This window comes from Streptomyces sp. NPDC006510 (genome assembly GCF_040611955.1).
GTDB lineage: Bacteria > Actinomycetota > Actinomycetes > Streptomycetales > Streptomycetaceae > Streptomyces.
Genome location: NZ_JBEXPH010000005.1, coordinates 68,577 through 94,769, shown reverse-complemented (window position 1 = coordinate 94,769; position 26,193 = coordinate 68,577). Strand labels below are relative to the sequence as shown.

The following is a 26,193-nucleotide window of genomic DNA, read 5'->3' as shown; positions in this document are numbered from 1 at the left end:
GCATTCGACGCGTGTTCGATAACGGGGATGACATAGCCGGCCCGCCTCTTCGGCGTTCAAAGATCGCCGACTTGGCCGACTGGCCTGCGCCTGACGCCCCGTCGGCCCCGCGTGATGCACCGGGCCCGGTGCCTGCCATGACTCCGGAGGTTGATCCGACGGCGGCGGCTCGACACGAATTTGCTGTGTTGCTGGGTGAGTTCCGGCGAACGGCCGTGTTGGTGCCGCTGGACGAGGCCGGGGACCTGTGGTCGGCGGAGCAGAACGGGGTGCGCTGGATCTGTGCGTTCTCGGACGAGGAGGCGCTGGCCCGGTTCGCGCGGGCTCGTGGGGATGCCGGGCGGGAGTGGGCGTACCGGGCGGTGTTGGGGGCGCGGTTGCTGGATGTGATGGTGCCGTTGTTGCCGGGGCCGGCGGGGGTGGCGCTGGATGCGGGGAGTGAGGACGGCGGGATGTTGTTTCCGCCGGTGGCGGGGATTGTGCCGGATGCGGTCGCGGTGGATCTCGGGGGGATGCCGTGAGCGGGGAGAGTTCTGATCTTCAGGTGCCGCCGGAGGCGTTGGCGGCGATCGCGAAGGGGATCGATCTGGCGCATGCGGAGTTGAAGGATCTCGGCATGATCGGGCAGGCGTCGATGGGGCGGGGCTTCTCGGATCTTGCCTTGTCGGGGCTGGAGTTGGGGCATGGCGGGCTGGCGTCGGAGTTCGGGACGTTCTGCGACCGGTGGGAGTGGGGCGTGCGGGCCCTGACGCGGAAGGGCAACAACTTCGCCCTGGGAGTGGGGCTGTCGGCGGGTTCGTTCTCGGAGCAGGAGCAGTACGTCAAGGACTCGTTCAAGATCGGTGTGAACTCCCTGAACGGGAATCCGCACCTGTCGGAGGACGAGGTGAAGGGCATGAGCTGGGACACGATCCGCAGCCAGTCCGCGTACGACGACCCGGACTGGAGCGCGGGGTCGATGCTGGGGGCGAGTGAAGAGGTGAAGCAGACCTGGCAGGACACCGCCTACGACGTGGAGGACGCCGCGCTCGACTCGATGGAACGCTCGGGGCTGGTGGACCCGGCGGTGCGGGCGGCGGCGGATGAGCGGCTGAAGGAGCAGCTCGATCCGTCGCAGGAGACGGTTCGTCAGGCCGAGCAGCCGCGTTGGGGGGAGCGTCGCTGATGGTGGACTGGGGGAAGTTCGGCGGGGACCTTTACGACGGTGCGGGCAAGCTGGTCGACAAGGGCAAGGAGATCGTCGGCGAGGGGATCGACAAGGGCACTGATGTGCTCGGCGCCGGTCTGGAGAAGGTCGGCGCCGACGAGTGGGCGGACGCGGTCGAGGACTGGGGGGACGAGACCGCGTCCTCGCTCGGTGCGGAGGTCGGTGAGAAGCAGCTCGGACAGACCGAGGACGCCAACGAGCTGATCCACGGCAGGCCGGAGAAGATCGCCGCCACGGTGAAGAACCTCCGGGACTTCCAAAGGGCGTTCGATCTCGTCGGCGGCGGGATGAAGAAGCTCGACTCCGGTCACTGGAGGGGTGAGGCCGCCGATGCGTTCCGGGCGGCGTTCGAGACCCTGCCCACGGACTGGCTGCGCGCGGCGGATGCGTTCGAGGACGCGGCCAAGGCACTGGAGACGTACGCCGGGACCATCGCCAGCGCGCAGGCCAAGGCCCGTGAGGCGATCGCTCTCTACAAGGAGGGCAAGCAGGACTACGAGACGGCCGCTGCCGCGTTCCGAGAGAAGGCGGCAGCGTACAACGCGGTCCGCAACACCGATCATCCGCTCCCGCATCCGGGGAAGTTCTCCGATCCAGGGGTGGCCAAGCGGCAGCACGCTCAGGAGATCCTGGACGGCGCGCGGCTGGCGCGTAACGAGGCCGCGGAAGCGGCCAAGGGCGCGGTCACCGCGGCGATGGCCCACGCGCCGAAGGAGCCGACCGGCCTGGACCGGGCCAAGCAGGAGTTCGTCGACTACGAGGTCGGCCAGGGCATCGAGCTGGCCCACTTCGGCGGCGGAGTCATCAAAGGCACTGCCGGACTGGTGAACTTCGTCCGCTCGGTCACCCCCACCGACCCCTACAACCTGACCCACCCGGCCGAGTACTACAAGGGCGTCCACATGACGCTCGCCGGCCTCGTCTCCACCGCGGCCAACCCCGACCGGGCACTCAAGAACGCCTGGGACGCCGCCAAGGGCGACCCCTCCGAATTCATCGGCCGACTCGTCCCCGAGATGGTCGGCACCAAAGGCGGCGGCCTGATCAAGGGCGGCCTGCGGGCCGGAATGAAGGACCTCCTCAAAGACCCGACAGGCAAGAACCGGCACGGCCACGAGAAGAACCCCGACTCCAACGCCAACCAGTGCAGCAAGGTCAAGTGCGCCGGAGACCCCGTCGACGTCGCCACCGGACGCATGCTGCTCCCGCAGACGGATATCACGCTGCCCGGCTCGCTGCCCCTGGTCTTCGCGCGCGTCTTCGACTCCTCGTACCGAGCCGGCCGCTGGTTCGGATCCGGCTGGTCCAGCACGGTCGACCAGCGCCTGGAGATCGACGCGGAAGGCGTGGTTTTCAGCTGCGACGAAGGGAGCCTGCTCGCCTACCCGCACCCCGCACCCGGCGTCCCCGTCATGCCCACGCACGGCCGACGCTGGCCCCTGGACCGGGTGGACGACGGCTACACCATCACGGATCCGGAAACCGGCCAGGTCCGGCACTTCGTCGACCAACCCAACGGCGAGCTGGCACTCCTGGCCCAGATCGACGACCGCAACGGCCGCTGGATCACCTTCGAGTACAACGAAACAGGTGCCCCGACGTCGATCGTGCACCACGGCGGCTACCACCTGAAACTCACCACGAACGACGGCAGGATCACCGCCCTGCACCTGGCAGGCGCCGCCCCCGACGGCACCGACCAGGAAGTCCTCCGCTACGACTACACCGACGGCCACCTCACCGAAGTCACCAACTCCTCAGGCAAACCACTGCGCTTCGGCTGCGACGAGCTGGGCCGCATCACCTCATGGACGGACACCAACGGCAGCCGGTACGAGTACGTCTACGACGAACACGACCGCTGCGTGTACCAGACCGGCACCAACGGCCACCTCGAAGCCCACTTCACCTGGGACGACACCGACCCCGACACCGGCTTGCGCATGACCTCCGTCACCGACGGCCTCGGTCACACGAAGCGCTTCGTAATCAACAAACGCTCCCAGGTCGTGGCGGAGATAGACGCGCTCGGCGCGGTCACCCGCTTCGAATACGACCGCTACCACCGCTTGTTGTCCCACACCGACCCACTCGGCCACATCACCCGCTTCACACATGACGAGCATGGGCGGCTGGCTGAGGTGGAACGACCAGATGGACGCCGGTCATGCGCCGAGTACAACGAACTGGGACTTCCCGTACGCATCGTCGGCACCGACGGCAACGTCACCCGGCAGGCCTTCGACGAGCACGGCAACCGCACCTCGATCACGGAACCCACCGGCGCCACAATCGCGTTCTCGTACGACGAGGCGGGCCACCCCGTCTCCATGGCCGACGCCCTCGGGCACACTTCGATCCTCACGCCCGACAAGGCCGGGCTTCCGGTCGCAGTCACCGACCCTTTCGGCGCGACCACTCGCTACGAGCGGGATGCCTTCGGCCGCCCCGTCTCGATCAGCGACGCTCGGGGTGCCGTCACGCGTCTCGAATGGACTGTCGAAGGCAAACTCGCCCGTCGCATCGAGGCCGACGCAAGCCAGGAGTCGTGGACCTACGACGGTGAGGGAAACTGCCTCACCCATACCAATGCCGTCGGCGCGACCGTCAGCTTCGAGTACACCGACTTCGACCTGCTGCTGGCACGCACAGAGCCGGACGGCGCCCGGTACGAATTCACGCACGACAGCAACCTCCGGCTCACTCGGGTCACCAACCCTCAATGCCTGACCTGGGACTACGGATACGATCCAGCCGGGCAGCTGATATCCGAGACAGACTTCGACAACCGGACGCTCCGCTATGGGCGGGATGCTGCAGGTCGGCTCGCCGCACGCACCAGCGCCGCAGGCCAAACAACCCGCTATGAACGGGACATGCTCGGCCGCGTCGTCCGCAAGAACGCCGCCGGAACCACCACGACCTTCGCATACGACTTCGCCGACCACCTCGCGGAAGCAGTCAACGAGGACGCAACCGTCACGCTCCTTCGGGACAGGTACGGCCGCCTTGTCTCCGAGACGGTCAACGGCCGCACCATGTCGTACACCTACGACGCCCTCGGCCGCCGTACCGGCCGCACCACCCCCACCGGCGCGGTCAGCACCTGGACCGACGACGCCGCCGGCCGCCGCGCCTCCCTCACCACCTCCGGCCGCACCATCGCCTTCGAACATGACGCCGTCGGCCAGGAAACCGCCCGCCACATCGGCGACACTGTCTCCTTCACCAACCAGTACGACCCGCTTGGCCGCCTCACCAGCCAGCAGATCACCGGCACCACGGGCAGCAGCATCCAGCGCCGCGACTACACCTACAGCGCCGACGGCAACCTGACCAGCCTCACCGACCAGCTCAGCGGTACCCGCACCTTCGACCTCGACCCCGCCGGACGCGTCACCGCCGTCCACGCCGCAGGCTGGACAGAGCGCTACGCCTACGACGCAGCCGGCAACCAGACCCACGCCACCTGGCCGCAAGGCCACCCTGGGCAGGAAGCCACAGGCGCGCGTGAGTACAAGGGCACCCGCCTCACCCGGGCCGGTTCTTTCCGCTACTCCCATGATGCGGCCGGCCGGGTCATCCAGCGCCGCAAGACCCACCTATCGGGCGAGGCGGAGGTGTGGCACTACACGTGGGACGCCGAGGACCGGCTCACCGCAGTGACGACGCCGGACGGAACGCGATGGCGATACGAGTACGACGCGTCAGGCCGACGTATAGCCAAGCTGCGCCTGTCGGCGGACGGTACGACGGTCATCGAGCGCAGCACCTTCACCTGGGACGGGCCGACACTGTGCGAGCAGACCACGGTCTCGGACAAGTCGCCCCATTCGGTCACCCTCACTTGGGACCACGACGGCCTGCGGCCGGTGGCCCAGACGGAACGCATCATGGCGGTGGTGGCGCAGGAGGCGGGGGATGGTCAGCATGGCGCTCAGGCGCGCCCCTTGGAGAGCCTACACACCATGGTGCAAGCGGCCGGTGCGGTTGAAGCGCCCGCAGCAGTCGGTGTGCCGAACGGGGTGCACGCAGCCCAGCACGAGATCGATTCTCGCTTCTTCGCCATTGTCACCGACCTCGTCGGCGTGCCCTGCGAACTCGTCGACGAGCAAGGCGGTATCGCCTGGCGCAGCCGCCGGACCCTGTGGGGTACCACCACATGGGCATCTGACAGCACCGCGTACACGCCACTGCGCTTCCCCGGCCAGTACTACGACCCTGAGACAGAGCTGCACTACAACTACTTCCGGCATTACGATCCGGAGACGGCCCGATACCTCACCCCGGACCCGCTCGGCCTCGTCCCGGCGCCGAACCCGTCGACGTATGTCCCGAATCCGCACACCTGGACCGACCCGCTCGGCCTGTCACCGTGCCCTCCGCATCTGTTCCGCGGAACCACCACAGGTTTCGAGGGCAGCCCCGGTGTGCAGCGGCACGGCATCACACCAACCTCGTCCGACCCCGGCGTCGCCAGCGTGTTCGCGACGCAGGCCGAGCGGTTCGGCGACGCCATCGTCGAGATCTATCCGCGCGGCGCGCTGGACGGGGTCCCGGTCCACCAGGGGTACATCGCGCGGGAGGCCGAATGGCCGGTCGAGCTGAGTCCGGCGGAACTGTCGTCCCGCGCATCCGCGCAGGTGCCATCGGCAGTAGCCCGGGACATCCTCTCCGAGATGGGCATCCACGTGCCACGCAAGATCGGCAACGGGGACATCGATCCGCTCCTTGAATACGATGTTCCCAAGCTCACCCCCGAGCAGATCGCACACTTCGTCGAGGAGGCGCACCGACGTGCTGGATAACATGCCGGAGAAAGCGGCCCTGAGCATCGAATCCATCGAGTCCGTGACGCCGGGCGTTACCGACTCGGCGGACGACGTGGCCGTGTGCGTGGTCCGCTGCGTTGAGGGGACGGCACGGCTGGGCATGATGTTCCAGCACCCGGGTTCCGCAGTCGGCCCGGGTGCGGCCACGCCAGGGTTCTTGCTGACCGCCATTGAGTGGTATGGCAAGCAGGTCGAGCAACTGGACACCGTTCACTCCGGCAAGGTCACGCTCACCGGAGCCGGAGCGGAGACGCTGGCCAAGCGCGATGTCCTGAACTCGGCACCGCGGCACTGAACGACCCCGTCGGCCCGGCCGCCGAAGACCTCACCCCTCCTGGGGGCCGGCGGGGCAGCCACCGGCCCGCTGACGGGGCTGCAATCACTGCTCATGCCAATCCAGACCGGGGCCGACCACTCCCCCCACCTCATCCGGGGCATGGTGCGGCATAGTCCCGTGTCGGCCTGGTCCGAGGGAAGGTTGGTCAGCAGCGCGTACCAGCGACTCGAAGGTTCTTCTGAACCTCAACCGACCGTCGACCGGGAGCCGGCCGCCCTGGCCCGGCTCCGGGCAGTCGACGAAGCCCTGCGGAACCAGCGCGAGGACCGGCATCGCGCCGACGCGCTGCTCGCGCTCATCGCCAACTTGGTCGAGGACTAAGGGAACTGGTGATGGTCGGCCGGAGAAGCTGAGGCGCACCTGGCGCTGTAGGTTGCCCTTGTTGGCGTCCGCCAGACAGCACTACCGCCAGGTGAAATTCCCCCTTGATCCAGACAGCTTGATACTGGGACGAATGGGCCGTCCCGGAGGAAGCAGTCCAGGTTGAGTGGCAAGAGCAACATGAGCAAGCGGGACACGCCGGAGTTCAAGCGGGACGCGGTGGAGCTGGTCCGGCCGGCCGCTGCCGCGCGGCAGCGGACCGAGGACGAACTCGCCGAGAAGATAAGGGAGATCCACGCCGCCTCACGGGGCGCCTACGGCGTCCCGCTCGTGCCTGCTGCGGCGCAACGCAAGGGCCATGGGATCAACCGGAAGAAGGTGGACCGGATCAGGCGTGAGCGCGATATCCGTGGCATCACCCGCCGCAAGCGCCGCCACCTGACGAAGCAGGATGCCAAGGCAACCCCGGCCCCAGACCTGGTTAGCCGCGACTTCACCGCCGCCCGGCCCGGCATGAAGCTGGTGTAGCGCTTCAGGTCGTCCGGCACACGCCACAAACGGCAAGCCTCCCTGCCAGGGCAGGCCAGGAAACCTGTCAGTCCGCCTTCTCCCACGTCCCCGACTTCAGCTCCTTCAGGAACAGCCCGTCGAGCACCACCCATCCGGTCGCCCGGTCCACCACATCCACCGTGCGGCCGTCCAGGGCGGGCGAGGCCTCGGGGTCCTCCATGGGTACGAGAAGCCACAGGCCGTGCGGGGCGTCAGCGGGGCGTCCGGCGGCGTTCTGCAACGCGACCAGCAACTCCCGTCCCCCCACCTCCCAGTAGCGGGCGACCAGCCCGGCCCGGTGAGCGAGAAGCACCGTGCGCGGCCCGGCAGCCGCCGCCAGCTCCGCGACACGGGCCACGACCCGCTACTTCCGTTCCGACAGGCCCGGCGGCGCCGAGGACATGGTGCAACTGCAGGCAGTCACCGCCGCGATCGTCCCCCGCGGTCGCTGGCACCGCCTGGAGCTGGACACCGCCAGCGACCTGATGTCGCAAGACCACCGTCACCTTCGACGCTCTGCACTCGCAGACCGGCCACGCCCGCTTCCTGGTTGAGGGCAAGGGCGCCCCCTGCCGCGGGCCTCGACTTCCCGCATGCCGTTCAGACCGTCCAGATCCATGCGCCGACGCCGGATCGTCACCACCGGCAAGGTGACTCTCGAACGCGTCTACGGTGTCACCAGCCTCACGCCCGACCAGGCCGGCCCGGTGGAGATCGCGCAGCGCGTCCGAGAGCACTGAGGCATCGAGAACAAGATCCATCACGTGCGTGACACCACATACGCCGAGGACGCCTCCCGCGCCCGCGCCATGGCCACCCTGCGCAACCTCGCCATCGGTGCGCTGCGACTGACCGGCCACGACAACATCGCCGCAGGCATCCGCCACCACGCCCGGGACGCCGCCCGCCCGCTCACCACCCTGGGCATCACGTGATCAAGCCGGACACATCTCCAGAACGGCGGCAGCCACTGCGCATCGCGGATCGATTATTCCATTTTGATCCATTATGTGAGGCGGTCACCCGCCCCTTCAGGTGCTTGTAAAAATGATCCGGTAAGCCCATAATGCGATGAAATCCGAACGGGGGAGAAACTGTGACAGCAGTAGAAGAGAAGTTGACCCCCTACAAGGCGCGGTCGAGCAATACGGAACAGGAGAAACAAGAACGAGCAGAGCGAATGGTCCGTGCTGCCGTTAACGCATGGAGCGGCTTCAATGGCGTCCCCTTGAGTTTCCTACCCAAAGACTCATACAAGAACAGCACTAACGTGCGATTCGACAGCGATGTTGATATCGCAGTCATTCACGATGGATTCCATAAATTCAACGATAGCGCCCTTCGCGAGGGCGACAAGATCATTCGCCACCCCATCACCTGCAAACGATATGATGGTGCCGAGTTCCGGGCCGAACTCGAAAAAGCTATGCGCTCTGCCTACGGCGCTGACTGCGAGACCTCGGGCTCGACAGCCATTGAGATTGCAGAAAACGGTGGCCGTGTAAAAGCCGATGTCGTGCCGTCCTTCCAACACCGCAAGTATTACTACGACGCGCAAGGAAACGTGTGTTACTTCGAAGGCACCAAAACGCGCCGCACGAACGATAAATGGGTTATCAACTACCCTGAACAGCAGTATGCGAATGGCGTTTCTAAGAACACCCGAACCGGCAAGCGCTATAAGCAGATGGTGCGCATTCTGAAGCGAGTCGAGAACGACCTCGTTGCCGCAGGTAAAATCAAGGCGCTACCGAGCTACTTCATGGAGTGCCTCGTGTACTGCGCTCCTGACACACTCTTCAATCACCAGGGCAACACCCCACTTACCGATGACTTCTCGGCAGTGGTCAGTCACATCTGGAACAAGACCAAGCCCGATGGCGAAGCTAAGGGTTGGTACGAACCGGACGGCGTCAAGCCGCTGTTCGCTGACGGCCAGAAATGGTCAATGGAGGAGGCGCACCAACTTGCCCTGGAGACCTGGCAGCATCTGAGGCTGGGTAACTGATGAACCCCAAAGTCCGAATCGGCATCGGTATTGCCGCCCTTGTAGGACTAGTGCTGGCGTTGCTCGCCGGTCAAGGGATATCGGAAGTCCCCTTCCGAGTATTCTCCATCGCTGGACTGATTGCCACACTGGCGTTCGCGCTCTGGGAGCGCTTCATCTGGAAGTGGAAATTTATTCGGTACTTCACGGGTGTTCCTCTGATCGCGGGAACATGGCGTGGCGAATTGATCTCCTCATATATCAGACCCGATGACGGTACGCGGGCTTCCTCCATTCCGACAGCTCTCTATATCTCGCAGACCTCATCCAAGGTTACTGTGACGCTTTTTACCGGGGAGTCGAAATCGGTCAGTGAAAACGCCAAACTGATTTACGATCCGGATGGGCGCTGGCGACTCAGTTGGCAATACGTCAACACGCCGCGCCCCGGAGTGCGCGACCGGAGTGAACGACATCGGGGCGCTGCCGAGGTGTATATCGGTTCGCAACCTAGCGAGGGACTAGAAGGCTCATACTTTACCGACCGCCAGACCGACGGTGAGCTCCATCTTGCTGAGTGGTCGTCCGCCCGATACGGCAGTGTAGCAACGGCACTCACTGGAGACGGATTCCGCGATGCACGACCGTATGTGCGGGAAAGCTAGAACGGACACAGAGGATTATGGCGAAGCGTTACATTGACCAGTTCATGTGGGGTTATCAGGATATTTTTAGAAGTGCTCTGAATACTGAGATTGGTTCGGTATTCAAGGCAATTGGATTTCACGGTAAACCGAGGACGATGCTGGTTGGGTTTCAAGTCGCCGGCCAGCATGCGTTCAGTATTTGCATCGAACAGGGTGAGGCCCGATATAAGCCATCAGACTTAGAAGAAGTGCAGCGGTTGGCGGAAGAGAAGTACGATAACGACCCTGACAGTAAAAGTTTTCACAGTGACCCTCGAATGCATGAGAGTTTCCACGCTTGGCTAAAGAATCGGATGCGAGCCGAGGCTCTTGAGGAAACTTTGTCTGCATTGCCAGGCGAAGAGGACAGGGCCTTCTTCGCTGGAAATTCTGTCCGTGTTGGGGATTACGCAGTACATACCATCATCAGCGTTGATCGGCAGGCCCTTGCTGCCGTGCCGCGAATTGTGACAACTAAGCGGGATCAATTCAGAATTCACCCCTCCCTGTTTCATGCTGCCATCTGGGAGGCACTGCGACTAGCTGCACGCTCGCTGTATCTCCCCGAGGCCGGGGCTAACCTTCGAGTTCTTGGTGCTAGCCCGGGGGAAGTGGCACGTTCTGCCACTGAATCCATGATGCACGCTCTGCTGTACTGCGTGGGATATTGGTTCGGCAGTGACTCTCACTTGTTGATGAACAGTCTTTCCGCGTTGCCATATGAAGGGCGTGAAGGTTCTGGGCGGCTAGTACTCGCCAAGTCAGACAACTCGGCAATCGACGTAATGGTATGGCTCAGCCGGCCCATCGGCGCTCGAAATATGTTGGCTGTTCGCAAAATTTTGGAAGCCAGCGGGTCGAAGGCGGACGTTCTATTCGACGGCGAGAAAGTCTACGGCCTGGGAAACATCAAATCTACGTATGATGAAACGACTGAGTCCGTCTTTGTCGTGACTTTCGCATCTCGTGGAGTATGGGAGCTCTCACATGCCGGTGTTGCCCTACTTGCTGTTCGCGATGGGATCCCAAGTCTGCCGACGTACGTATTGGATGAAGATTACTTCGTTGACCTGATAGAGCGGCTGTTTCCGCAAGGGGACAAGGATCTCCTACTTGAGGCAGCGCGAGCCGCTGGGGACCATAGGCACGGAGCAATGCTGGTAATCTCCGTTGATGCAGCGGGAGAGGCACAACGACTATCTCCGCAATGTTGGTCGGTAAAGCCCGCACGTCTTGCTCCGGAATTGATCACGCAGCTCACGGACATGGATGGTGCTGTTCTTTTGGACCCGAGCGGTCAGTGCCATGCAATTGGAGTGATCCTTGACGGAGCAGCTCGTGGAGAAGGAGATCCAGCCCGTGGAAGCCGACTTAACAATGCCGTGAGGTATCTAGGAAGCAATTCGCCACCGGCTATCGTTGTGGTGTACAGCGCAGATGGCGGCATTGACATCCTCCCTCATATGCCTCCGCGAATGCATAAGGAGTACGTTGCAGAAGTTGCAACCAACTTCCTCGAACTGGCGGCTCGCCGACCGCCAGATTTCGAAAGCACCTATCGCGCCTGGGACGTAGTTAAGTCGCTCGCATTTTACCTCTCACAAGCGCAATGTGATTCGTTGAATCAAGCGCGAATCGAACTGGAGGAGTGGCGAATGGAAAACAATGGAATGCAGGTCGGTGAAAGTCAATTGAAACCTAACACTGCAATGAACGATACCTATTGGCTTTAATCGACGCGCTGTCAGGATCTTTCTCAGCTGGATCGGCCCGCGCTCGCTACTGAACTTGAATGGGTGATGTCGGCCTGATCGTGTCAGCTGGTCAGGGCCAGGCCGGTGCCTATGAGGCAGCCGTCGATGAGGTGCGGTCGATACTGGGTCTTCTTGAGGCTGCGCTTCACGGCGGCGGCGAGCTGGTCGAGGTTCGCGGCGGCGAGGTTGCCGATCGTCTGTTTCACCAGAGACCAGATGCCTTCCTGCGGGTTGAGGTCAGGTGCGTAGGACGGAAAGTGAAAAACGGTCAGCCAGTCCTCGTTCGCTGCGATGAAGTCCTTCATCTGCGGCATGAGATGGGTACGCAGGTTGTCCCAGACCAGGACGATGGGACCCCTGAGCTGCTTGTGCGCCCGCACGATCAGATCGCGGTAGTCCTGCCAGGCGAAGCCCTTGGGTTCGCCCTTGCGGCCCCGGTGAACGCGGAAGCTGTAGATCAGCCGGGACCGGTCTCCTGGGCGAAAGCAGACCATTCCCGCCATCGAAACCCGCCCCGAACCGCGACCCCGGACGCGCACGACCGGAGTCCGGCCGACCCGGCCACGCACCACCCGCCGAATACGAAACTCTCCACCCATCAACTGACACCCCACAACACGCCTTCAAAACCAGCTGACCGACCATCCATAAAACCCACGGTCTGACAGCCCCGGCCACGGGGCCCCGTCAACCGGCCTGCTCCCACGTCCCCGACTTCAGCTCCTTCAGGAACAGCCCGTCGAGCACCACCCACCCGGTCGCCCGGTCCACCACATCCACCGTGCGGCCGTCCAGGGCGGGCGAGGCATCGGGGTCTTCCATGGGTACGAGAAGCCACAGGCCATGCGGGGCGTCAGCGGGGCGTCCGGCGGCGTTCTGCAACGCGACCAGCAACTCCCGTCCCCCCACCTCCCAGTAGCGGGCGACCAGCCCGGCCCGGTGAGCGAGAAGCACCGTGCGCGGGCCGGCGGCCGCCGCCAGCTCCGCGACACGGGCCACGACCCGCTCCAACGCAAGCCGCGCGTAGGAGGCGAGGCCCGCACCGATGCTCCCCGAAGCGGCGAACGCGGCATCCGCCTTCAGCAGCGCCTGCCAGGGCACACGCTGCTCCTGAGCCAGCTCCCGCAGTGTCGTGAGGAGGAGATCGTCCAGAGCGAGTGGCGTCACATCGAAGCGCTCCGCCAACCGTTCGGCCACACCGGGGAGTTCGGGCCCCTTGACCGTGAGAGCGACGAAACCGCCCCGCCGGCGGGCCGCCTGGAGACGGGCGGCCCGGACCCGCCGGGGATCGCGGCCGAGCGCCAGTTCACTCTGCGCGTCCTCGATCAGCGTCCGGGTACTGGCCAGCGCCGACACCGTCTGCTCGGTGTGCCAGGCGACGGCCTCCCGGGCGCGCGGCAGGAAACGCTTGCGCTGCTGGTCGTAGGCGAGCGGGAAACCGGCCTGCCCCAGGGCCTCTTCCAACTCCACGTACGTGGTGTCGGCGAGCACCACCAACGCGGGGAAACGGGCACGCACCCTGGCCAGCAGGTCGTCGGTGCCGATCCCGGTGTCGGACCGCACCCCTGCGGCGGCCTGCGAGATACGCAGAGCCTGGACCAGGTCCAGGCCCAGCGGGTAGAGCTCCAGCCGCGGAGAGACACCAACGCCCCGTGCCATGGCAGCGGCCAGGTCGACGAGCCGGGTGTCGGCCAGCGGGATCATGCCCTCGGGCGCACCGACCGCGCGGAGTTCCCGCAACACCGTCACCCGGCCGGGCAGCGGATCACGGACAGCGACCTTGGCCGCCACGATGCCCAGTGCCGCCGCGTAGTCGGCGAGTTCGGCGGGCGTCGGCTCGTCCGCGCCGGGCTGATCCTCCAGCGCCAGCAGCACACAACCGTCGCGCCGCAGCATGGCCAGTCGTGCCGGAGGCTCGGAGCCGGCGTCCTCGTCCCGCTTGCGGGCCTCCGTGTCCACCGCCGCGCGGACCACGGCCAGCGACCGGGCCGGCGTATCGGCCGCATCGCCGTCACCCGCCCCGTGCCGGACGCGCAGCTCGTCCGCCAGCTCCACGGCGGTCATCACTCTGCCCTGCTCGGAGAGTATCGCCGCCAGCTCGTCCCGGATCCGGTCCATCCACGGCAGGGCCGCCCAGCGTTCGACCGCGGCCAGCTGGTGCGTGGAAACCGTGTTCTGGCTGATGTCGAGCGCCTTGGCGATGGCGGTCTGCACCGGCCAGTCCCCCAGGTCGGCACCGCCCGGCAGTTGGAGGGTGGCGCGTACGACATCGGGACGCGGCTTCGTACGGCGCCCCTGGTTCTCCGGAGGCATGAGCCGCGCGGCCAGCGTCTCCACCGACTCCAGCGCCTCCTCGGGGGCGTCCATCGCGATCGCCACCGGGCCGCGGGGCTCGGGACGCTTGCTCAGATCGTGCGACCACTGGCGGTGGCGGCGGTTGAGCTCCTTCCGGATCGCGTTCCCGGCGCCCCGCGCGCGGGAGATCGTGTGCGGAGGGACATCGAGCAGCGCCCCGACCGTCGAGGCGCCGAGGGAAGCGGCGACGGACACAGCCCGCGGCGACAACCCCGCCGCCTCCAGCGGTGTCTTCAGATCGGCGACCGCCGCAGCCTGCTCACGGGCGTCCTCGATGTCCTCGGTGGTCATCCCGACCGTGGCAGGCGTGGTCGCCGGACGAGCCGAGTCGGCCGTACGGAACAGCCGCCGCCACGCCTCCTGCATGTCACGCAGGCTGTCGTAACGCTGTTCGGCATCACGGTGCAGGGCCCGCTCGAAGAAGTGGGTCAGCCCTTCGCTCAGCGCCTGGTCGAACAGCTCGGCAGCGACGTACAGCTTGGCTTTCGTGACCGTCAGCGGGTCGATCGCGCCGTCGCCCCACACCGGGCGTTCGCCGGACGCCATCTCGTGCAGGGTGACCGCGGCGGCGTACCACTCCGCGTGGTCGTCGTAGCGGGCGCGTCGGCTGCCACCCAGGAACGGGTCGAGATAGCCGCGCGTACCCGCCTGGACGTCCCTGTCCGGCACGTCGGCCAGGGAGAAGTCGAACAGCATCAGTTGCCAGGAGCCGTCACTGCGCCGGAACAGCCCGAGGTTGTCCGGTTTGATGTCACGGTGGCGCACCCCCCGGGCGGCCAGGGCATCCAAAGCCGCGAAGAGGTCGTTGCCGAAACGCTCCAGCTGGTCGTAGCCCAGTCGGCCCTCACCACGCAGACGTGATCCGAGACTGACCGGGTCCCGGTCGACGGGCGGGCGGAAACCCCCCGCGTACTCGATCTCCAGCACCGTACGACCGCCGAGCTCCCGGGGGTCCGCCAGCAACTTGACGATCTGTCCGCCGCCGACCTCCTTCAGAGCCGCGGCCTCCGCGTACAGGCGTGCGTCCTTCTCGTGGTCGAGGGCGACCTTGAAGACCCGCGGGGAGTCGGCCTGCCCCTCCGGATCGTCCCCGGTCCGGCGCACGAGCAGCGCGCGGGCCGTGGCGCCGGTACCGAGGACCCGGGTGACCGTCCAGGTGCCGTCCAGTGGCTGCCCGGGCTGCACCGTCAACGGGTCCGCGACCGGCGCACCCGCCGGTTCGGGGATCGCCGCATCGACCTCGGCCGCGTCCAGCAACCGCAGGAACTCGTCGGCCGAAACCGGCCGGTGGCGTACGTCCGCCGCAGTTGCCTGGAACACCAGCTCGTCGAGCGCTGCGGACACTCCGTCGGCGACCGCGTACGGGTGCAGTCCGCCCTCTCCCGCCAGCCGGTCCACCAGCGCACTGCGCCGCTCGGCCGGCGGGCGTCCCGTCAACAGCAGATACGCCAGGCTGCCCAGACCGAACACGTCGAGATCCACCGGGTCGGCGAACTCCTGGCCGGACTCGGGGGCGAGATAAACCTGTGCGACATCCGCGATCAGGCCGGAGTCCAGCGGGCTGTCACCGAGGGAGCGGTGCAGTGTGGTCCGGAAGTCACGCGCCGCCGTCTGCCAGTCCGCGACCCTGATGACCGGATCGCTGCCGTCCTCCTCGGCCGAGACGTACACCGAACGGGCCGAGAGGGCACGGTGGTACAGGGACCGGTTGTGCGCGTAGCGCACCGCCTCGGCGAGCTGGCGCACCATGTCCAGCCGGTCCTTGGGCGTCAGCCGACTGCCGTATGCGTCGAGGTAGGCGTCGAGGCGCAGGTCCGAGGCACGGTGGCGGAAGAGGATCGCCGGGCCGCCCGCATGCTCCCGGATCTGCACGGCCTGCACGATGCCACGGTGGTTGATGCCCTGCAGCACCTGATACTCGCGGCGAGCCGCCCGGTCCACCGCATCACGCTGCTGCGTCGAGGCGGCCTGACCGGCGAGGTAGATCCTGACCCGGCCGCTCTCCTTCACCAGGCCGTCGTCACGGGTCGCGAGCCGGTCCTCCCAGCCGGGGCCCGCGTCCAGGGCGCGCGGCTCCAGGCGCCAGTCGTCGCCGAAGCGCAGGTGAGCCATGGAGTGGCTGATCCCGATGTGCGTCATCAGCTTTTCGAGCAGCAGGCCGGTCCGCGGGGTGATGCGCCAGCTCTCGCGCTCGGGCGGCAGGCCCAGCAGATCGTCCCAGATTCCCGGAAGTCCGCTGCCGCAGTCGTTGCGCCCGTAGACGGCGGTCCGCTGGAACTCATCGAGTTCACTCACCAGGTCGGGGTCGTGCAGGAAGACCGCCGGCTTGATGAAAGGAACCTGTCTCGGGTCCTCGTTCAGCGCACGCGCCGCGCGGGTGAGCTGCTCCTTGAGCTCCTTGGCCTTGAGGTCGGTGAGATGCAGCGGGTTTTTGAGCGTGCGTACCCGGTTGTCGTGGAACTGCCAGGTGTCGCCATGGTTCACCACCCTGCCCGGGTGGCCCTTCAGCTCCAGCAGGTACAAGCCGCCTGGCACAGCGATCAGCAGGTCACACTCGTTGACCCGGCCGGAGGTACCCGTGAACTGGAACGTCGCCCACGCCCGGTGCGGCTCGACCTGGGGCATCAGCTCCCGCACATGGTCCAGCCCCTCCTGCTCCCACCCGAACCCGGAGCGACGCGGCTGGAACCAACGCTCCCGGCGCGGCGGAGGACCGGGCTTCGGGGCGGACGGCCGCGCGGCTGACGTCACCGGGAGACCTCCAGGAGTGTCGGCATGGGCAGGGTACGGACAGGGGACAAGGGGTCAAGGGCCTTCGACAGGGTGCAGGATGTGCTCTCTCCCCTGTCAGCGGGGGCCCCGTCACACGGTTGCCGCCACTGCCCCGGCTCCACGCCCCCGACCGCATCCTAGTGGGTACCCACTAAACGGTCGGCTCCCTCACAGCCAGGGGCCCACCGACCTGGTCGAACACCGTCTGCTGACGGCCACCCGGCCGCCGACGTCTCGGTCCAACTCTCCGAAACGCAAAGATCCCGTCCGATCTTTCGATCGGACGGGATCTCGTATGTGCGGTGGACCTGTGGGGATTTGAACCCCAGACCCCCTCGATGCGAACGAGGTGCGCTACCAGACTGCGCCACAGGCCCTTGCAACGAGTGAAACTCTAGCACCCCGAACGGGGTGCTCGGAAATCCGGTCCGTGCTGGTCAGCCGAGGCGGCGGCGCAGCGGGCCCGGAGCGGGCTCACTCGTTGGCGGCTCGGGGGCGTTCCCCGTCTTCGTACTGGTCGAAGAGCGGGGTGCGGCCCCGGTCGCGGGTGCGACGGGACTGGTTGGTGCGCTGGCGCGGGGCCGGGTCGACCTGGGGTGCCACGGGGTGCGAGGTGCCCGTCTGGGTGGGCTCGGCAGCGCTGGAGCGGGCCGCGCTCCAGGTCTCCGGGTTGCCGACCTCGACGCCGCCCGTGGCGCGCGGGGCGACCGGGGCGGTGACATAGGTCGGCAGGGGGACCGGGACGGGCTCCCAGCTGTCGCCCTGGGCCCGGCCGCGTTCGCGCTGCTGGTCGACCCATTCCGCGTGGTCCGTCTGCTCGACCAGGGCGCGGCGGCCGGCCTCCTGCGGGGAGACCGCGGGCGTGGGCTCCGGCTCGGGGCGGCGCGCTTCGGGCTCCTCGTCGGGCTCGGCGGGAGCCGCCGCGGCCGGCTGGTGCCTGCGGGGACGGTTCTCGCGCAGATGCTGCGCCGCCACCTCGGCCCGGCGCCGGTCCATGGTGAAGGCGAACCGGCGCCGCTCCTGGGCCCGCAGATGCACGATGTACGTGCTCAGCAGCACGGCCGGAACCGCGGGTGCCCAGAGGAAGTGGAGGCCGCCGACCGCCGCGACGACCGCGCCGAGGGTGAAGGCCAGGAAGAGGACGACGGTGGTGCGCCGACGGCGCGCGAGGACCTGGAGGCGCTGGGCGCGCCGGACGCGCTCGGCGTCCGTTCCGCCGGAGCCCGGGCGGGGGCGTACGCGCCTGACGGAAACCGGTGCCGGTTCGGGGCGCTCCTCGGCCGTGCGCTCGGGCGCGCGTGCCGGGTCGTGCACCCGGGCTTCGGTATGCGCGTCGGGCGCGGCGAAGGCCCGAACGTCCACGGAGTCCAATCGGTCCGTGTCGACGTCCGGGTCGGCGTCGGGCCCCGCCTCCTCGGCAGTGCGCTCCCGCAGCTCCTTGGCGTACCGGCGCTCCATCGCCGCCCGTCCGGACAGCAGCCGGATGGCGGTGCTGAAGCGTTCCGTAGGACGTGCTTCGTTGAGCTCGTCCTGCCTGCGGAGCCACATCGGCACCAAGTAGGCGGCCCAGGCCCCGACGATGACTGCATAGATGAGGCCGCTGCTGCTCACGTCTCACACCGTAGAGGGGTTTGCGCGGGGGCATCCGCCAATTGGCCCGGTGTGTCGCACGATCCGGCTGATATCAAGGACTTTTTTTGTGATTGTTCAGACCAACCGTGGGTGTTTGTGTGGTCGCTATCGGTCAACTACCGATCAATATCGAACACTTATCTTATTTCCCGTGGCGTTCCAGGTCGCGACCGGTGCCAGCGCCGGAGCAGCCCGTCGGGTACTTCCTCCGCGGTGAGCGCATAGATCAGATGGTCCCGCCAGGCACCGTCGATGTGGAGATAGCGCGGGCGCAGCCCCTCCTCACGGAATCCCAGTTTCTCCACGACTCTTCTGCTGGGCCCGTTCTCCGGCCGAATGCACACCTCGATGCGGTGCAGTCCGACCGTGCGGAAGCAGTGGTCGACGGCGAGCGCGACCGCGGTCGGCATCACACCGCGGCCGGCCACCTCCTGGTCGACCCAGTAGCCGACATGGCCCGAGCACATCGAGCCCCAGGTGATCCCGGCGACCGTCAGCTGACCGACCAGCCGGCCCTGGTACTCGATGGCGAAGGGCAGCATCCGGCCGGCGTTGGCCTCGGCGCGCAGATGGCGGATCATCTGACGGTACGTGGGACGCTGGGCCACCGGTCCGCCCGGCGCGGGCGGCGGCACGGTCGCCTCCCAGGGGCGCAGCCATTCACGGTTGCGCCGGTTGACCTCGCGCCACATGCGCTGGTCGCGCAGTTTGATCGGACGGAGGACGATCTCGCCGTCGTCGAGGACCACCGGCCAGGTCGAGACGTTCAGCTCGGGCTCCCCGGTCGGGGGTGATCGCCGCCGCGCAGCTGATCGACGGCGTGCACCAGGAGACGGGCGAGGACGGCGAGTCCGTCGCGCACCCCGCCGGTGGAGCCCGGCAGGTTCACGATGAGCGTGCGGTCCGCGACACCCGCTAGGCCCCTGGAGAGCGCGGCGGTGGGGACCTTGTCGCGGCCCTCGGCGCGGATCGCCTCGGGGATGCCGGGGATCTCGTGGTCGAGGACGCGGCGGGTGGCCTCGGGGGTGCGGTCGGTGGGCGAGATGCCCGTACCGCCGGTCGTGACGATGACGTCGTACCCGGCGGCCACTCCGGCGCGCAGGGCCTGTTCGACCGGATCGCCGTCGGGCACGACCTGCGGTCCGTCGACGGCGAAGCCGAGCCGCGCGAGCGCCTCGGAGATCAGGGGGCCGCCCTTGTCGGCGTAGACGCCGGCCGAGGCGCGGTTGGAGGCGGTGACGACGAGGGCGGCGTACGGGGCGGTCGGCGCACCGCCCGACGGGGCCGGCCCCGTCCCGGGCGCCGTCACGCGTCCGCTCCGTCCGGCCCGGTGCGCCGGTAGTCGCCGGACTTGCCGCCCGACTTCGACTCGACCCGTACGTCCGTGATGACCGCCGCCTTGTCGACCGCCTTGATCATGTCGATCACGGTGAGCGCGGCGACGGAGACCGCGGTCAGGGCCTCCATCTCGACGCCGGTGCGGTCCGTGGTCTTCACGGTGGCCGTGATCTCCACCGCGTCGTCGGCGACGCTCAGGTCGACCTCGACGCCGGAGACGGCCAGCGGGTGGCAGAGCGGGATCAGGTCGGGGGTGCGCTTGGCTCCCATGATCCCGGCGATCCGGGCGGTGGCGAGGGCGTCGCCCTTGGGGACCCCTTCGCCGCGGAGCAGCTCGACGACGCGCGGCGAGACGAGGACCCGGCCGCTGGCACGGGCAACCCGCGCCGTGACGTCCTTCTCCGAGACGTCGACCATGCGGGCCGCGCCCGCCTCGTCGATGTGCGTCAGCCTCTTCTGCGTACTCAACTAACTCCGCCTCGCGGTAGGGCGCCGGTTGCCCGTTCGGCCCGCACCGGGGTGCGGGCCGGGGGCCCGGGGGTGTCCCCGGGAAGGCACAGCGGCAGACACCGTACCGCCACCGCCCCGGGATCAGCGGAGCAGGATCACCTCGGTGTCCGTGCCGGGCTCGGCGGAGGTGACGTCCTCGGGCAGCACGATGAGCGCGTCCGACTGGGCGAGTGCGGCGATCAGATGCGATCCGGCGCCGCCGACGGGGGTGACCGTGCCGGCCTCCGCGTCGTACGTACCGCGCAGGAACTGGCGCTTGCCGGACGGCGAGGTGAGTGCCTTGTCGGCGTTCAGCGTGGCCCGGACGGTGGGGCGGTTCACGTCCTTCAGGCCCATCAGTGTGCGGATCGCGGGCCGTACGAACAGCTCGAAGGAGATGTACGACGAGACGGGGTTGCCCGGCAGCGCCAGCAGCGGTGTGTGCTCGGGGCCGATCGAGCCGAAGCCCTGCGGCTTGCCCGGCTGCATGGCGAGCCGGCGGAAGTCGATGCCGCTGCCCGGTTCGTCCTCGTCGCCCACCGAGGTCAGGGCTTCCTTGACGACGTCGTACGCGCCGACGCTGACGCCTCCGGTGGTGACGACGATGTCGGCGCGGATCAGCTGGTCCTCGATCGTGGCGCGGAGCGTGTCGGCGTCGTCGGTGACGGCACCGACCCGGTAGGCGATCGCTCCGGCGTCCTTGGCCGCGGCCGTGAGCGCGAAGCTGTTCGAGTCGTAGATCCGGCCGCCGGTCAGTTCCTCGCCGGGCTGGACCAGTTCGCTGCCGGTGGAGATGACGACGACGCGCGGCCGGGGCCGCACCTTCACCGTCGAACGGCCGATCGCGGCGAGCAGGCCGATCTGCGGCGGGCCGATGACCGATCCGGCGCTCAGTGCCAGCTCGCCCGGCTTCACGTCGCTGCCGCGGGCCCTGACATGGGCGCGGGCCTCGACCGGGCGGTGTACCCGGACCTCGCCGCCCGCGCCCTCCGGGGCGTCGCGCAGCGAGCGCATGGTGTCGGCCGGGCCGCCGCCCGTGCCGCCGTCGGTCCACTCGACCGGGACCACGGCCTCGGCTCCGGCCGGCAGCGGGGCGCCGGTCATGATGCGGGCGGCCTCGCCGGGGCCGACGCTCCGGTCGCCGGGCAGTCCGTCGCTGCCGGCCGCGACGTCACCGATGACGGTGAGCACCGCGGGGAACTCCTCGTCGGCGCCCTCGACATCGGCGACGCGGACCGCGTACCCGTCCATCGAGCTGTTGTCGAAGGGCGGCAGGGCGATCCCCACCATGACGTCCTCGACGAGGACGCAGCCCTGGGCATCGTGCAGTTGCAGCTCGATGGGTTCGAGCGGTCGCACCGCGCCGAGAATGTCTTCCAGGTGCTCGTCCACCGACCAGATCGTGCTGCTCAAAGTGCTACATCTCCTCAGTGACGTAACTGCGGAGCCAGGTCTTGAAGTCCGGGCCCAGGTCTTCACGTTCGCACGCGAGTCTGACAATGGCACGGAGGTAATCGCTCCGGTCACCGGTGTCATAGCGGCGTCCCTTGAAGACGACACCGTGCACGGGGCCACCGATCTCCTCGTCCTCGGCGAGGAGCTGGAGGGCGTCGGTGAGCTGGATCTCGCCGCCGCGGCCGGGCCCGGTCCTGCGCAGGATCCCGAAGACGGCGGGGTCCAGGACATAGCGGCCGATGATGGCGAGGTTGCTGGGCGCCTCGGCCGTTTCGGGCTTCTCGACGAGGCCGGTGATGCGCACCACATCGCCCTCGACGGTTGGCTCGACGGCCGCACAGCCGTACTGGTGGATCTGCTCCGGCGCGACCTCCATCAGCGCGATGACGCTGCCGCCCTCGCGCTCCTGGATCTCGACCATGCGGGCGAGCAGCGGGTCGCGCGGGTCGATCAGGTCGTCGCCGAGGAGGACCGCGAACGGCTGGTCCCCCACGTGCGGCGCGGCGCACAACACGGCGTGGCCGAGGCCGCGCGGGTCACCCTGCCGGACGTAGTGCATGGTGGCCAGATCGCTCGACTCCTGGACCTTCTTGAGCCGTTCGGCGTCTCCCTTCCGGGTGAGCGCGGACTCCAGCTCGTAATTGCGGTCGAAGTGGTCTTCGAGCGGGCGCTTGTTGCGGCCGGTGATCATCAGGACGTCGGAGAGACCGGCGGTCACCGCCTCCTCGACGACGTACTGGATCGCCGGCTTGTCGACCACAGGCAGCATCTCCTTGGGAGTGGCTTTGGTGGCCGGCAGGAAGCGGGTACCGAGCCCCGCGGCCGGGATGACAGCCTTGCTGATCCTGGGGTGCGACTGAGTCATGCGCAGAACCATAACTGGTGCGTATGTGAGGAAGATGAGGCTCCGGTTAACTTTGTACGCCTATATGCGGATGCGAGAGATACAGGAGTGCCCGTTGAGCACAGAGATGTCCCGAAAGGCGCTGCTCCGACGTGAACTGCTGGCCGCACGGCGCCTTCTGAGCAAGGAAGACGTGGAGAACGCGGCGGTGGTTCTGTCCCGGGGCGCATTGGAGCTCCCGGAGCTGTCCGGGGCGCGTACCGTCGCCGCGTACGTCTCGGTGGGCAGTGAGCCGGGCACCCGCGCGCTGCTGGACGCGTTGCGCGCCCGGGGGGTGCGGGTGCTGCTGCCGGTGCTCCTCGCGGACAACGATCTGGACTGGGCTCCGTACGAAGGAGCCGGGCATCTCGTCCGGGCCGGCCGCGGGCTGCTGGAGCCGGACGGCGGGCGACTGGGCCCCGAAGCGGTCCTGGAGGCGGACGCGGTCCTGCTGCCGGGCCTCGCGGTGGACGGACGCGGGATGCGGCTCGGCCGCGGCGGCGGCAGCTACGACCGGGTGCTGGCCAGGCTCGCCGCGGCCGGGGCGCGTCCGGCACTGATCGTCCTGCTGTACGACAACGAGGTGGTCGCGCGGGTCCCGGAGGAACCGCACGACCACCCCGTTGACGTGGTGGTGACACCGGCGGCGAGCCGCCGGACAGACCCTAGGGCTTGAGGGTCAGGGTGTCGGTCGTCGACTTGCCGACGGCGTTCGTCCCGAAGGACCAGTCGAGCAGTTCACCGTTGACCCACTTGTCGGTCTGATCGGTGTAGTGCGCGCTGAACGCGTGCCCGGAGGCGCCGGTGAGGTTGATCCAGCGGGACTTGTCCCAGTCCCCCACGTTGACCACCATCCGCATCGACGGGACCCAGACGACCTCGTAGCCGCCCGCCGCGTTCCAGCCGGTGGCGTTCACCGCGGCCTCGCCGCCGCCGAGGTTCCACGGGCCGCGGTTGAGGGCCCGCTGGAGCAGGCCGGGGCCCTCGGTGCCGAGGGTCTGGTTCTTCAGGGTCAGCTGGTGCAGCCGGCCCCAGCTCCAGGTGGTGATGTCCTTGCCGAGCTTGGCGGTCAGCTCCCAGCGGGCGTCCTCCATGGCGCGGGCGAAGAGCTGGTCACGGTTCTCGGTGGCCAGGTCCCGGCCGCTCTTCGGCGCCTTCCACCAGTCGCTGTTCTGGTCGTCCATCAGGTCGGCGACCACCTGGTACCAGCGGTCACCGCCGTCGGGCTGGGCGGAGTCCGCGTCGCGCCGGCCGCACTCGCGCACCAGCCGGTCCTGCTCGTCGACCGGGCCCGAACCGTCGGCCCGGGGCACGTTGAGGCACTCGCCCTTGACCCGCAGCTCCTTGGGCAGCTTGTTGCCGAAGGCCAGCTTGAGGATGTTGCGCCAGACCGCGTTGAAGTACGCGGCCGCGGCCGAGTCGGGCTCCTGGGTGTAGTCCCAGCCCTCCAGGAGCTTCTGCGCCTCACGGACGCTCTTGTCCGAGATGTTGATCTTCATCAGTTCGGGCACCAACAGCGCGGCGATCTCGCTGGTGTTGTCCATCTGCATCTTCTGCATGTCTTCGGTCGAGATCTTCCCGCCGCCCTTGATCTTCGACTGGATGAGGTCGTCGATCCGCTGGCTGCGGGTGCCGTAGCCCCAGTCCTTGGTCAGCAGGTGGGGGTACTTCTTCTCGTCGATGACGGCCTGGTTGGCGGTGACGATGTAGCCGCGCTTCGGGTCGTACTCGTAGGGCAGCTCGTCGAACGGGACCGGCTCCTTCTTCCAGCCGTACTCCGAGGACCAGCCGGGGCTGGGCATCGTGCCGTCGCCCTTGAGGCGGACCGGGATCTTCCCGGGCGCCTGGTAGCCGATGTGGCCCTTGGTGTCGGCGTAGATGAGGTTCTGCGAGGGGACCTCGAAGTGCTCGGCCGCCGCCCGGAAGGTGGTGAAGTCCTTGGCCCGGTTGAGCTCGAAGACGGCGTCCATGGACTTGCCGGGCTCCAGCGCGGTCCACTTCAGGGCGACCGCGTAGCCGTCGGCCCGGTCCGGCGCCGCGTTGGTCACGGGGGCCTTCTGGCCGACCTTCTCCAGTTCGCTACTGCGGTCGGAGACCAGCGGACCGTTGTTGGTCTCGCGGACGGTGATCGTCCGGTCCTCGCCGCCCGCGACCTTGATGGTCTCCTCACGGGTGGTGAAGGGCTTGACCTTGCCGTCGTACAGGTAGCCGTCGCCGGAGACCTTCTCCAGGAAGAGGTCGGTGACGTCCGCGCCGAGGTTGGTGAAGCCCCAGGCGATGTCCTGGTTGTGACCGATTATCACGCCGGGCATGCCGGAGAAGGTGTAGCCCGCGGTGTCGTACTGGCACTGCTCCGAGATCTCGCGGCAGTGCAGGCCCATCTGGTACCAGAGCGAGGGCAGCTGCGGCGCCAGGTGCGGGTCGTTGGCGAGCAGCGGCTTGCCGGTGGTCGTGTAGTCGCCGGAGACCACCCAGGAGTTGGACCCGATGCCGTTGCCGTTCGGGCCGAGCAGCGCCGGGATCTGGTCGAGGGTGTCGGAGAGCGAGGAGAGCTGGGTGTTCAGGCCCTCGGTGGCGCCCTGCACGGTGTTCGAGCCGATGTTGTCGGACGGTGTCGCGTCCGGGTCGAACTTCCCGGTGACCGGGGAGACCGCCCCCTGGTCGACGATCGGCCGGTGCTTGTCGTGCCGGTACGCCGGGTAGAGGTCCTTGATCTGCTTCGCGTCGAGCCTGCTGGTCATCAGCGAGCGGTCGATCTCGTCCTGCATGTTGCCGCGCAGGTCCCAGGCCATGGCCTTGAGCCAGGCGACCGAGTCGACCGGGGTCCACTCGGCGGGCTTGTAGTCGTTGGTGAAGCCGAGGGCCGCGTACTCGACGGAGATGTCCTTGCCGTCGCGCCCCTTGAGGTAGGCGTTCACGCCGTCCGCGTACGCCTGGAGGTTCTTCTTGGTGTCCTCGGACAGGACGTTGTCGTACTCCTCCTGCGCGACCTTGCGCCAGCCCAGCGTGCGCAGGAAGGAGTCCGTCTCGACCTGTCCGGAGCCGAACATCTCGGAGAGCCGGCCGGCCGTCATGTGACGGCGGACGTCCATCTCCCAGAAGCGGTCCTGCGCCTGGACGAAGCCCTGGGCGCGGAAGAGGTCGGCATCCGTGTCCGCGTACAGCTGCGGGATTCCGTAGCTGTCGCGTTTGACGTCGACGTTCCCGTCGAGGCCGTCGAGCTTCGTCGACCCGGTCGTCTGCGGGTACGAGGCCCGCACGGTGGATACGGACCAGAACGTGCCGTAACCGATGCCCGCGACGAGCGCCAGCACCAGAACGATCACGATCAGGCGGGCACGTCGCCCCTTCTTCCTGCCGGTCTTCGCACCGGCGGAACCGGCGGAACCGGCGGGGCCGGAAGGGGCGGTTGTGTTGGCGGGCATCGCTGTCCTTCGAGGGGCAGGTGGTCCTGGGAGTGCAGGAGCAACCATAGGCGCAGCGCCGGGACGGCTCTGACGCGGTATCGGGATGGTTCGAATTGCGTAGCGATCGTACGAACGCTCGAAGGCATCAAGAAAACGTTAAAGATTAGGTAAGGTAACGAAGTACCGGCC

General features: G+C 67.5%; 22 protein-coding genes and 1 tRNA gene. 12 read left to right on the top strand and 11 right to left on the bottom strand.

Going from position 1 to position 26,193, the window contains the following annotated elements; translation table 11 throughout:
• The first annotated feature begins 11 nt into the window (after positions 1 to 11).
• The 6 genes from ABZY11_RS03420 (at position 12) to ABZY11_RS03395 (ending at position 7,225) form a co-directional block, all read left to right on the top strand.
• Positions 12 to 521, top strand: coding sequence for an SseB family protein (locus ABZY11_RS03420; protein WP_356477499.1), 510 nt, complete (start codon positions 12 to 14; stop codon positions 519 to 521).
• Positions 518 to 1,165, top strand: coding sequence for a hypothetical protein (locus ABZY11_RS03415; RefSeq protein WP_356477498.1), 648 nt, complete (start codon positions 518 to 520; stop codon positions 1,163 to 1,165). The genes ABZY11_RS03420 and ABZY11_RS03415 overlap by 4 nt, the downstream gene beginning before the upstream one ends.
• The gene (locus ABZY11_RS03410) at positions 1,165 to 6,015 is read left to right on the top strand and encodes a putative T7SS-secreted protein (protein WP_356477497.1); all 4,851 of its coding nucleotides are present in this window, start codon (positions 1,165 to 1,167) and stop codon (positions 6,013 to 6,015) included. The genes ABZY11_RS03415 and ABZY11_RS03410 overlap by 1 nt, the downstream gene beginning before the upstream one ends.
• Positions 6,005 to 6,334 carry a hypothetical protein gene (locus ABZY11_RS03405; RefSeq protein WP_356477496.1) on the top strand — a complete coding sequence of 110 codons (330 nt, stop codon included), beginning with the start codon at positions 6,005 to 6,007 and terminating at the stop codon, positions 6,332 to 6,334. Before ABZY11_RS03410 ends, ABZY11_RS03405 begins: the two co-directional genes overlap by 11 nt.
• A 93-nt stretch (positions 6,335 to 6,427) precedes the next feature.
• Positions 6,428 to 6,697 (top strand): hypothetical protein, encoded by a 270-nt coding sequence (locus tag ABZY11_RS03400; RefSeq protein ID WP_356477495.1) that lies wholly within the window; start codon positions 6,428 to 6,430, stop codon positions 6,695 to 6,697.
• Between the two features lie 162 nt (positions 6,698 to 6,859).
• Positions 6,860 to 7,225: an IS3 family transposase gene (locus ABZY11_RS03395; protein ID WP_356477494.1), complete on the top strand. Its 366-nt coding sequence runs from the start codon at positions 6,860 to 6,862 to the stop codon at positions 7,223 to 7,225.
• A gap of 67 nt (positions 7,226 to 7,292) precedes the next feature.
• Here ABZY11_RS03395 and ABZY11_RS03390 read toward each other — a convergent pair whose 3' ends face one another.
• On the bottom strand, positions 7,293 to 7,604 hold the full coding sequence (locus ABZY11_RS03390; protein ID WP_356477516.1) for a hypothetical protein: 312 nt from the start codon (positions 7,602 to 7,604) through the stop codon (positions 7,293 to 7,295).
• 235 nt (positions 7,605 to 7,839) lie between these two features.
• On the opposite strand from ABZY11_RS03390, the gene ABZY11_RS03385 reads away from it, so the two are divergent.
• The 5 genes from ABZY11_RS03385 to ABZY11_RS03365 all read left to right on the top strand — a co-directional run bounded on the left by ABZY11_RS03385 (position 7,840) and on the right by ABZY11_RS03365 (position 11,652).
• Positions 7,840 to 7,986 carry a hypothetical protein gene (locus ABZY11_RS03385; RefSeq protein ID WP_356477493.1) on the top strand — a complete coding sequence of 49 codons (147 nt, stop codon included), beginning with the start codon at positions 7,840 to 7,842 and terminating at the stop codon, positions 7,984 to 7,986.
• A 24-nt stretch (positions 7,987 to 8,010) separates the two neighbouring features.
• A complete protein-coding gene (locus tag ABZY11_RS03380; RefSeq protein WP_356477492.1) occupies positions 8,011 to 8,181 on the top strand; it encodes a hypothetical protein in 171 nt (56 codons plus the stop codon).
• A gap of 161 nt (positions 8,182 to 8,342) precedes the next feature.
• On the top strand, positions 8,343 to 9,254 hold the full coding sequence (locus ABZY11_RS03375) for a hypothetical protein (RefSeq protein ID WP_356477491.1): 912 nt from the start codon (positions 8,343 to 8,345) through the stop codon (positions 9,252 to 9,254).
• Positions 9,254 to 9,898 carry a hypothetical protein gene (locus ABZY11_RS03370; RefSeq protein WP_356477490.1) on the top strand — a complete coding sequence of 215 codons (645 nt, stop codon included), beginning with the start codon at positions 9,254 to 9,256 and terminating at the stop codon, positions 9,896 to 9,898. The genes ABZY11_RS03375 and ABZY11_RS03370 overlap by 1 nt, the downstream gene beginning before the upstream one ends.
• 17 nt (positions 9,899 to 9,915) lie before the next feature.
• Entirely contained in the window at positions 9,916 to 11,652 is a 1,737-nt protein-coding gene (locus ABZY11_RS03365) for a hypothetical protein (protein WP_356477489.1), read from the top strand.
• An 83-nt stretch (positions 11,653 to 11,735) separates the two neighbouring features.
• On the opposite strand, the gene ABZY11_RS03360 is transcribed toward ABZY11_RS03365, so the two are convergent.
• From ABZY11_RS03360 to galU, 9 genes are all read right to left on the bottom strand, one after another.
• On the bottom strand, positions 11,736 to 12,272 hold the full coding sequence (locus tag ABZY11_RS03360) for a transposase (RefSeq protein WP_356477488.1): 537 nt from the start codon (positions 12,270 to 12,272) through the stop codon (positions 11,736 to 11,738).
• Positions 12,273 to 12,360: 88 nt separating this feature from the next.
• Positions 12,361 to 16,779, bottom strand: coding sequence for a BREX system serine/threonine kinase PglW (pglW, locus tag ABZY11_RS03355; protein ID WP_356477487.1), 4,419 nt, complete (start codon positions 16,777 to 16,779; stop codon positions 12,361 to 12,363).
• A gap of 324 nt (positions 16,780 to 17,103) precedes the next feature.
• A tRNA-Ala gene (locus ABZY11_RS03350) sits at positions 17,104 to 17,177 on the bottom strand.
• 97 nt (positions 17,178 to 17,274) lie between these two features.
• Positions 17,275 to 18,411 (bottom strand): gephyrin-like molybdotransferase receptor GlpR, encoded by a 1,137-nt coding sequence (gene glpR / locus ABZY11_RS03345; protein ID WP_356477486.1) that lies wholly within the window; start codon positions 18,409 to 18,411, stop codon positions 17,275 to 17,277.
• 158 nt (positions 18,412 to 18,569) lie between these two features.
• Positions 18,570 to 19,181 carry a GNAT family protein gene (locus ABZY11_RS03340; RefSeq protein ID WP_356477485.1) on the bottom strand — a complete coding sequence of 204 codons (612 nt, stop codon included), beginning with the start codon at positions 19,179 to 19,181 and terminating at the stop codon, positions 18,570 to 18,572.
• Positions 19,182 to 19,198: 17 nt separating this feature from the next.
• Positions 19,199 to 19,741 carry a MogA/MoaB family molybdenum cofactor biosynthesis protein gene (locus ABZY11_RS03335; RefSeq protein ID WP_356477484.1) on the bottom strand — a complete coding sequence of 181 codons (543 nt, stop codon included), beginning with the start codon at positions 19,739 to 19,741 and terminating at the stop codon, positions 19,199 to 19,201.
• A complete protein-coding gene (gene moaC, locus ABZY11_RS03330) occupies positions 19,738 to 20,238 on the bottom strand; it encodes a cyclic pyranopterin monophosphate synthase MoaC (protein ID WP_356477483.1) in 501 nt (166 codons plus the stop codon). The genes ABZY11_RS03335 and moaC overlap by 4 nt, the downstream gene beginning before the upstream one ends.
• Before the next feature lie 123 nt (positions 20,239 to 20,361).
• Positions 20,362 to 21,672 carry a gephyrin-like molybdotransferase Glp gene (gene glp, locus ABZY11_RS03325; protein WP_356477482.1) on the bottom strand — a complete coding sequence of 437 codons (1,311 nt, stop codon included), beginning with the start codon at positions 21,670 to 21,672 and terminating at the stop codon, positions 20,362 to 20,364.
• A 4-nt stretch (positions 21,673 to 21,676) separates the two neighbouring features.
• The gene (gene galU / locus ABZY11_RS03320; RefSeq protein WP_356477481.1) at positions 21,677 to 22,579 is read right to left on the bottom strand and encodes a UTP--glucose-1-phosphate uridylyltransferase GalU; all 903 of its coding nucleotides are present in this window, start codon (positions 22,577 to 22,579) and stop codon (positions 21,677 to 21,679) included.
• Between the two features lie 106 nt (positions 22,580 to 22,685).
• Between galU and ABZY11_RS03315 the strand changes: the two genes are divergently transcribed.
• Positions 22,686 to 23,273, top strand: coding sequence for a 5-formyltetrahydrofolate cyclo-ligase (locus tag ABZY11_RS03315; RefSeq protein ID WP_356477515.1), 588 nt, complete (start codon positions 22,686 to 22,688; stop codon positions 23,271 to 23,273).
• On the opposite strand, the gene ABZY11_RS03310 is transcribed toward ABZY11_RS03315, so the two are convergent.
• A complete protein-coding gene (locus ABZY11_RS03310; RefSeq protein WP_356477480.1) occupies positions 23,263 to 26,022 on the bottom strand; it encodes a penicillin acylase family protein in 2,760 nt (919 codons plus the stop codon). The two genes, ABZY11_RS03315 and ABZY11_RS03310, sit on opposite strands and share 11 nt — an antisense overlap.
• Positions 26,023 to 26,193 lie beyond the last annotated feature (171 nt).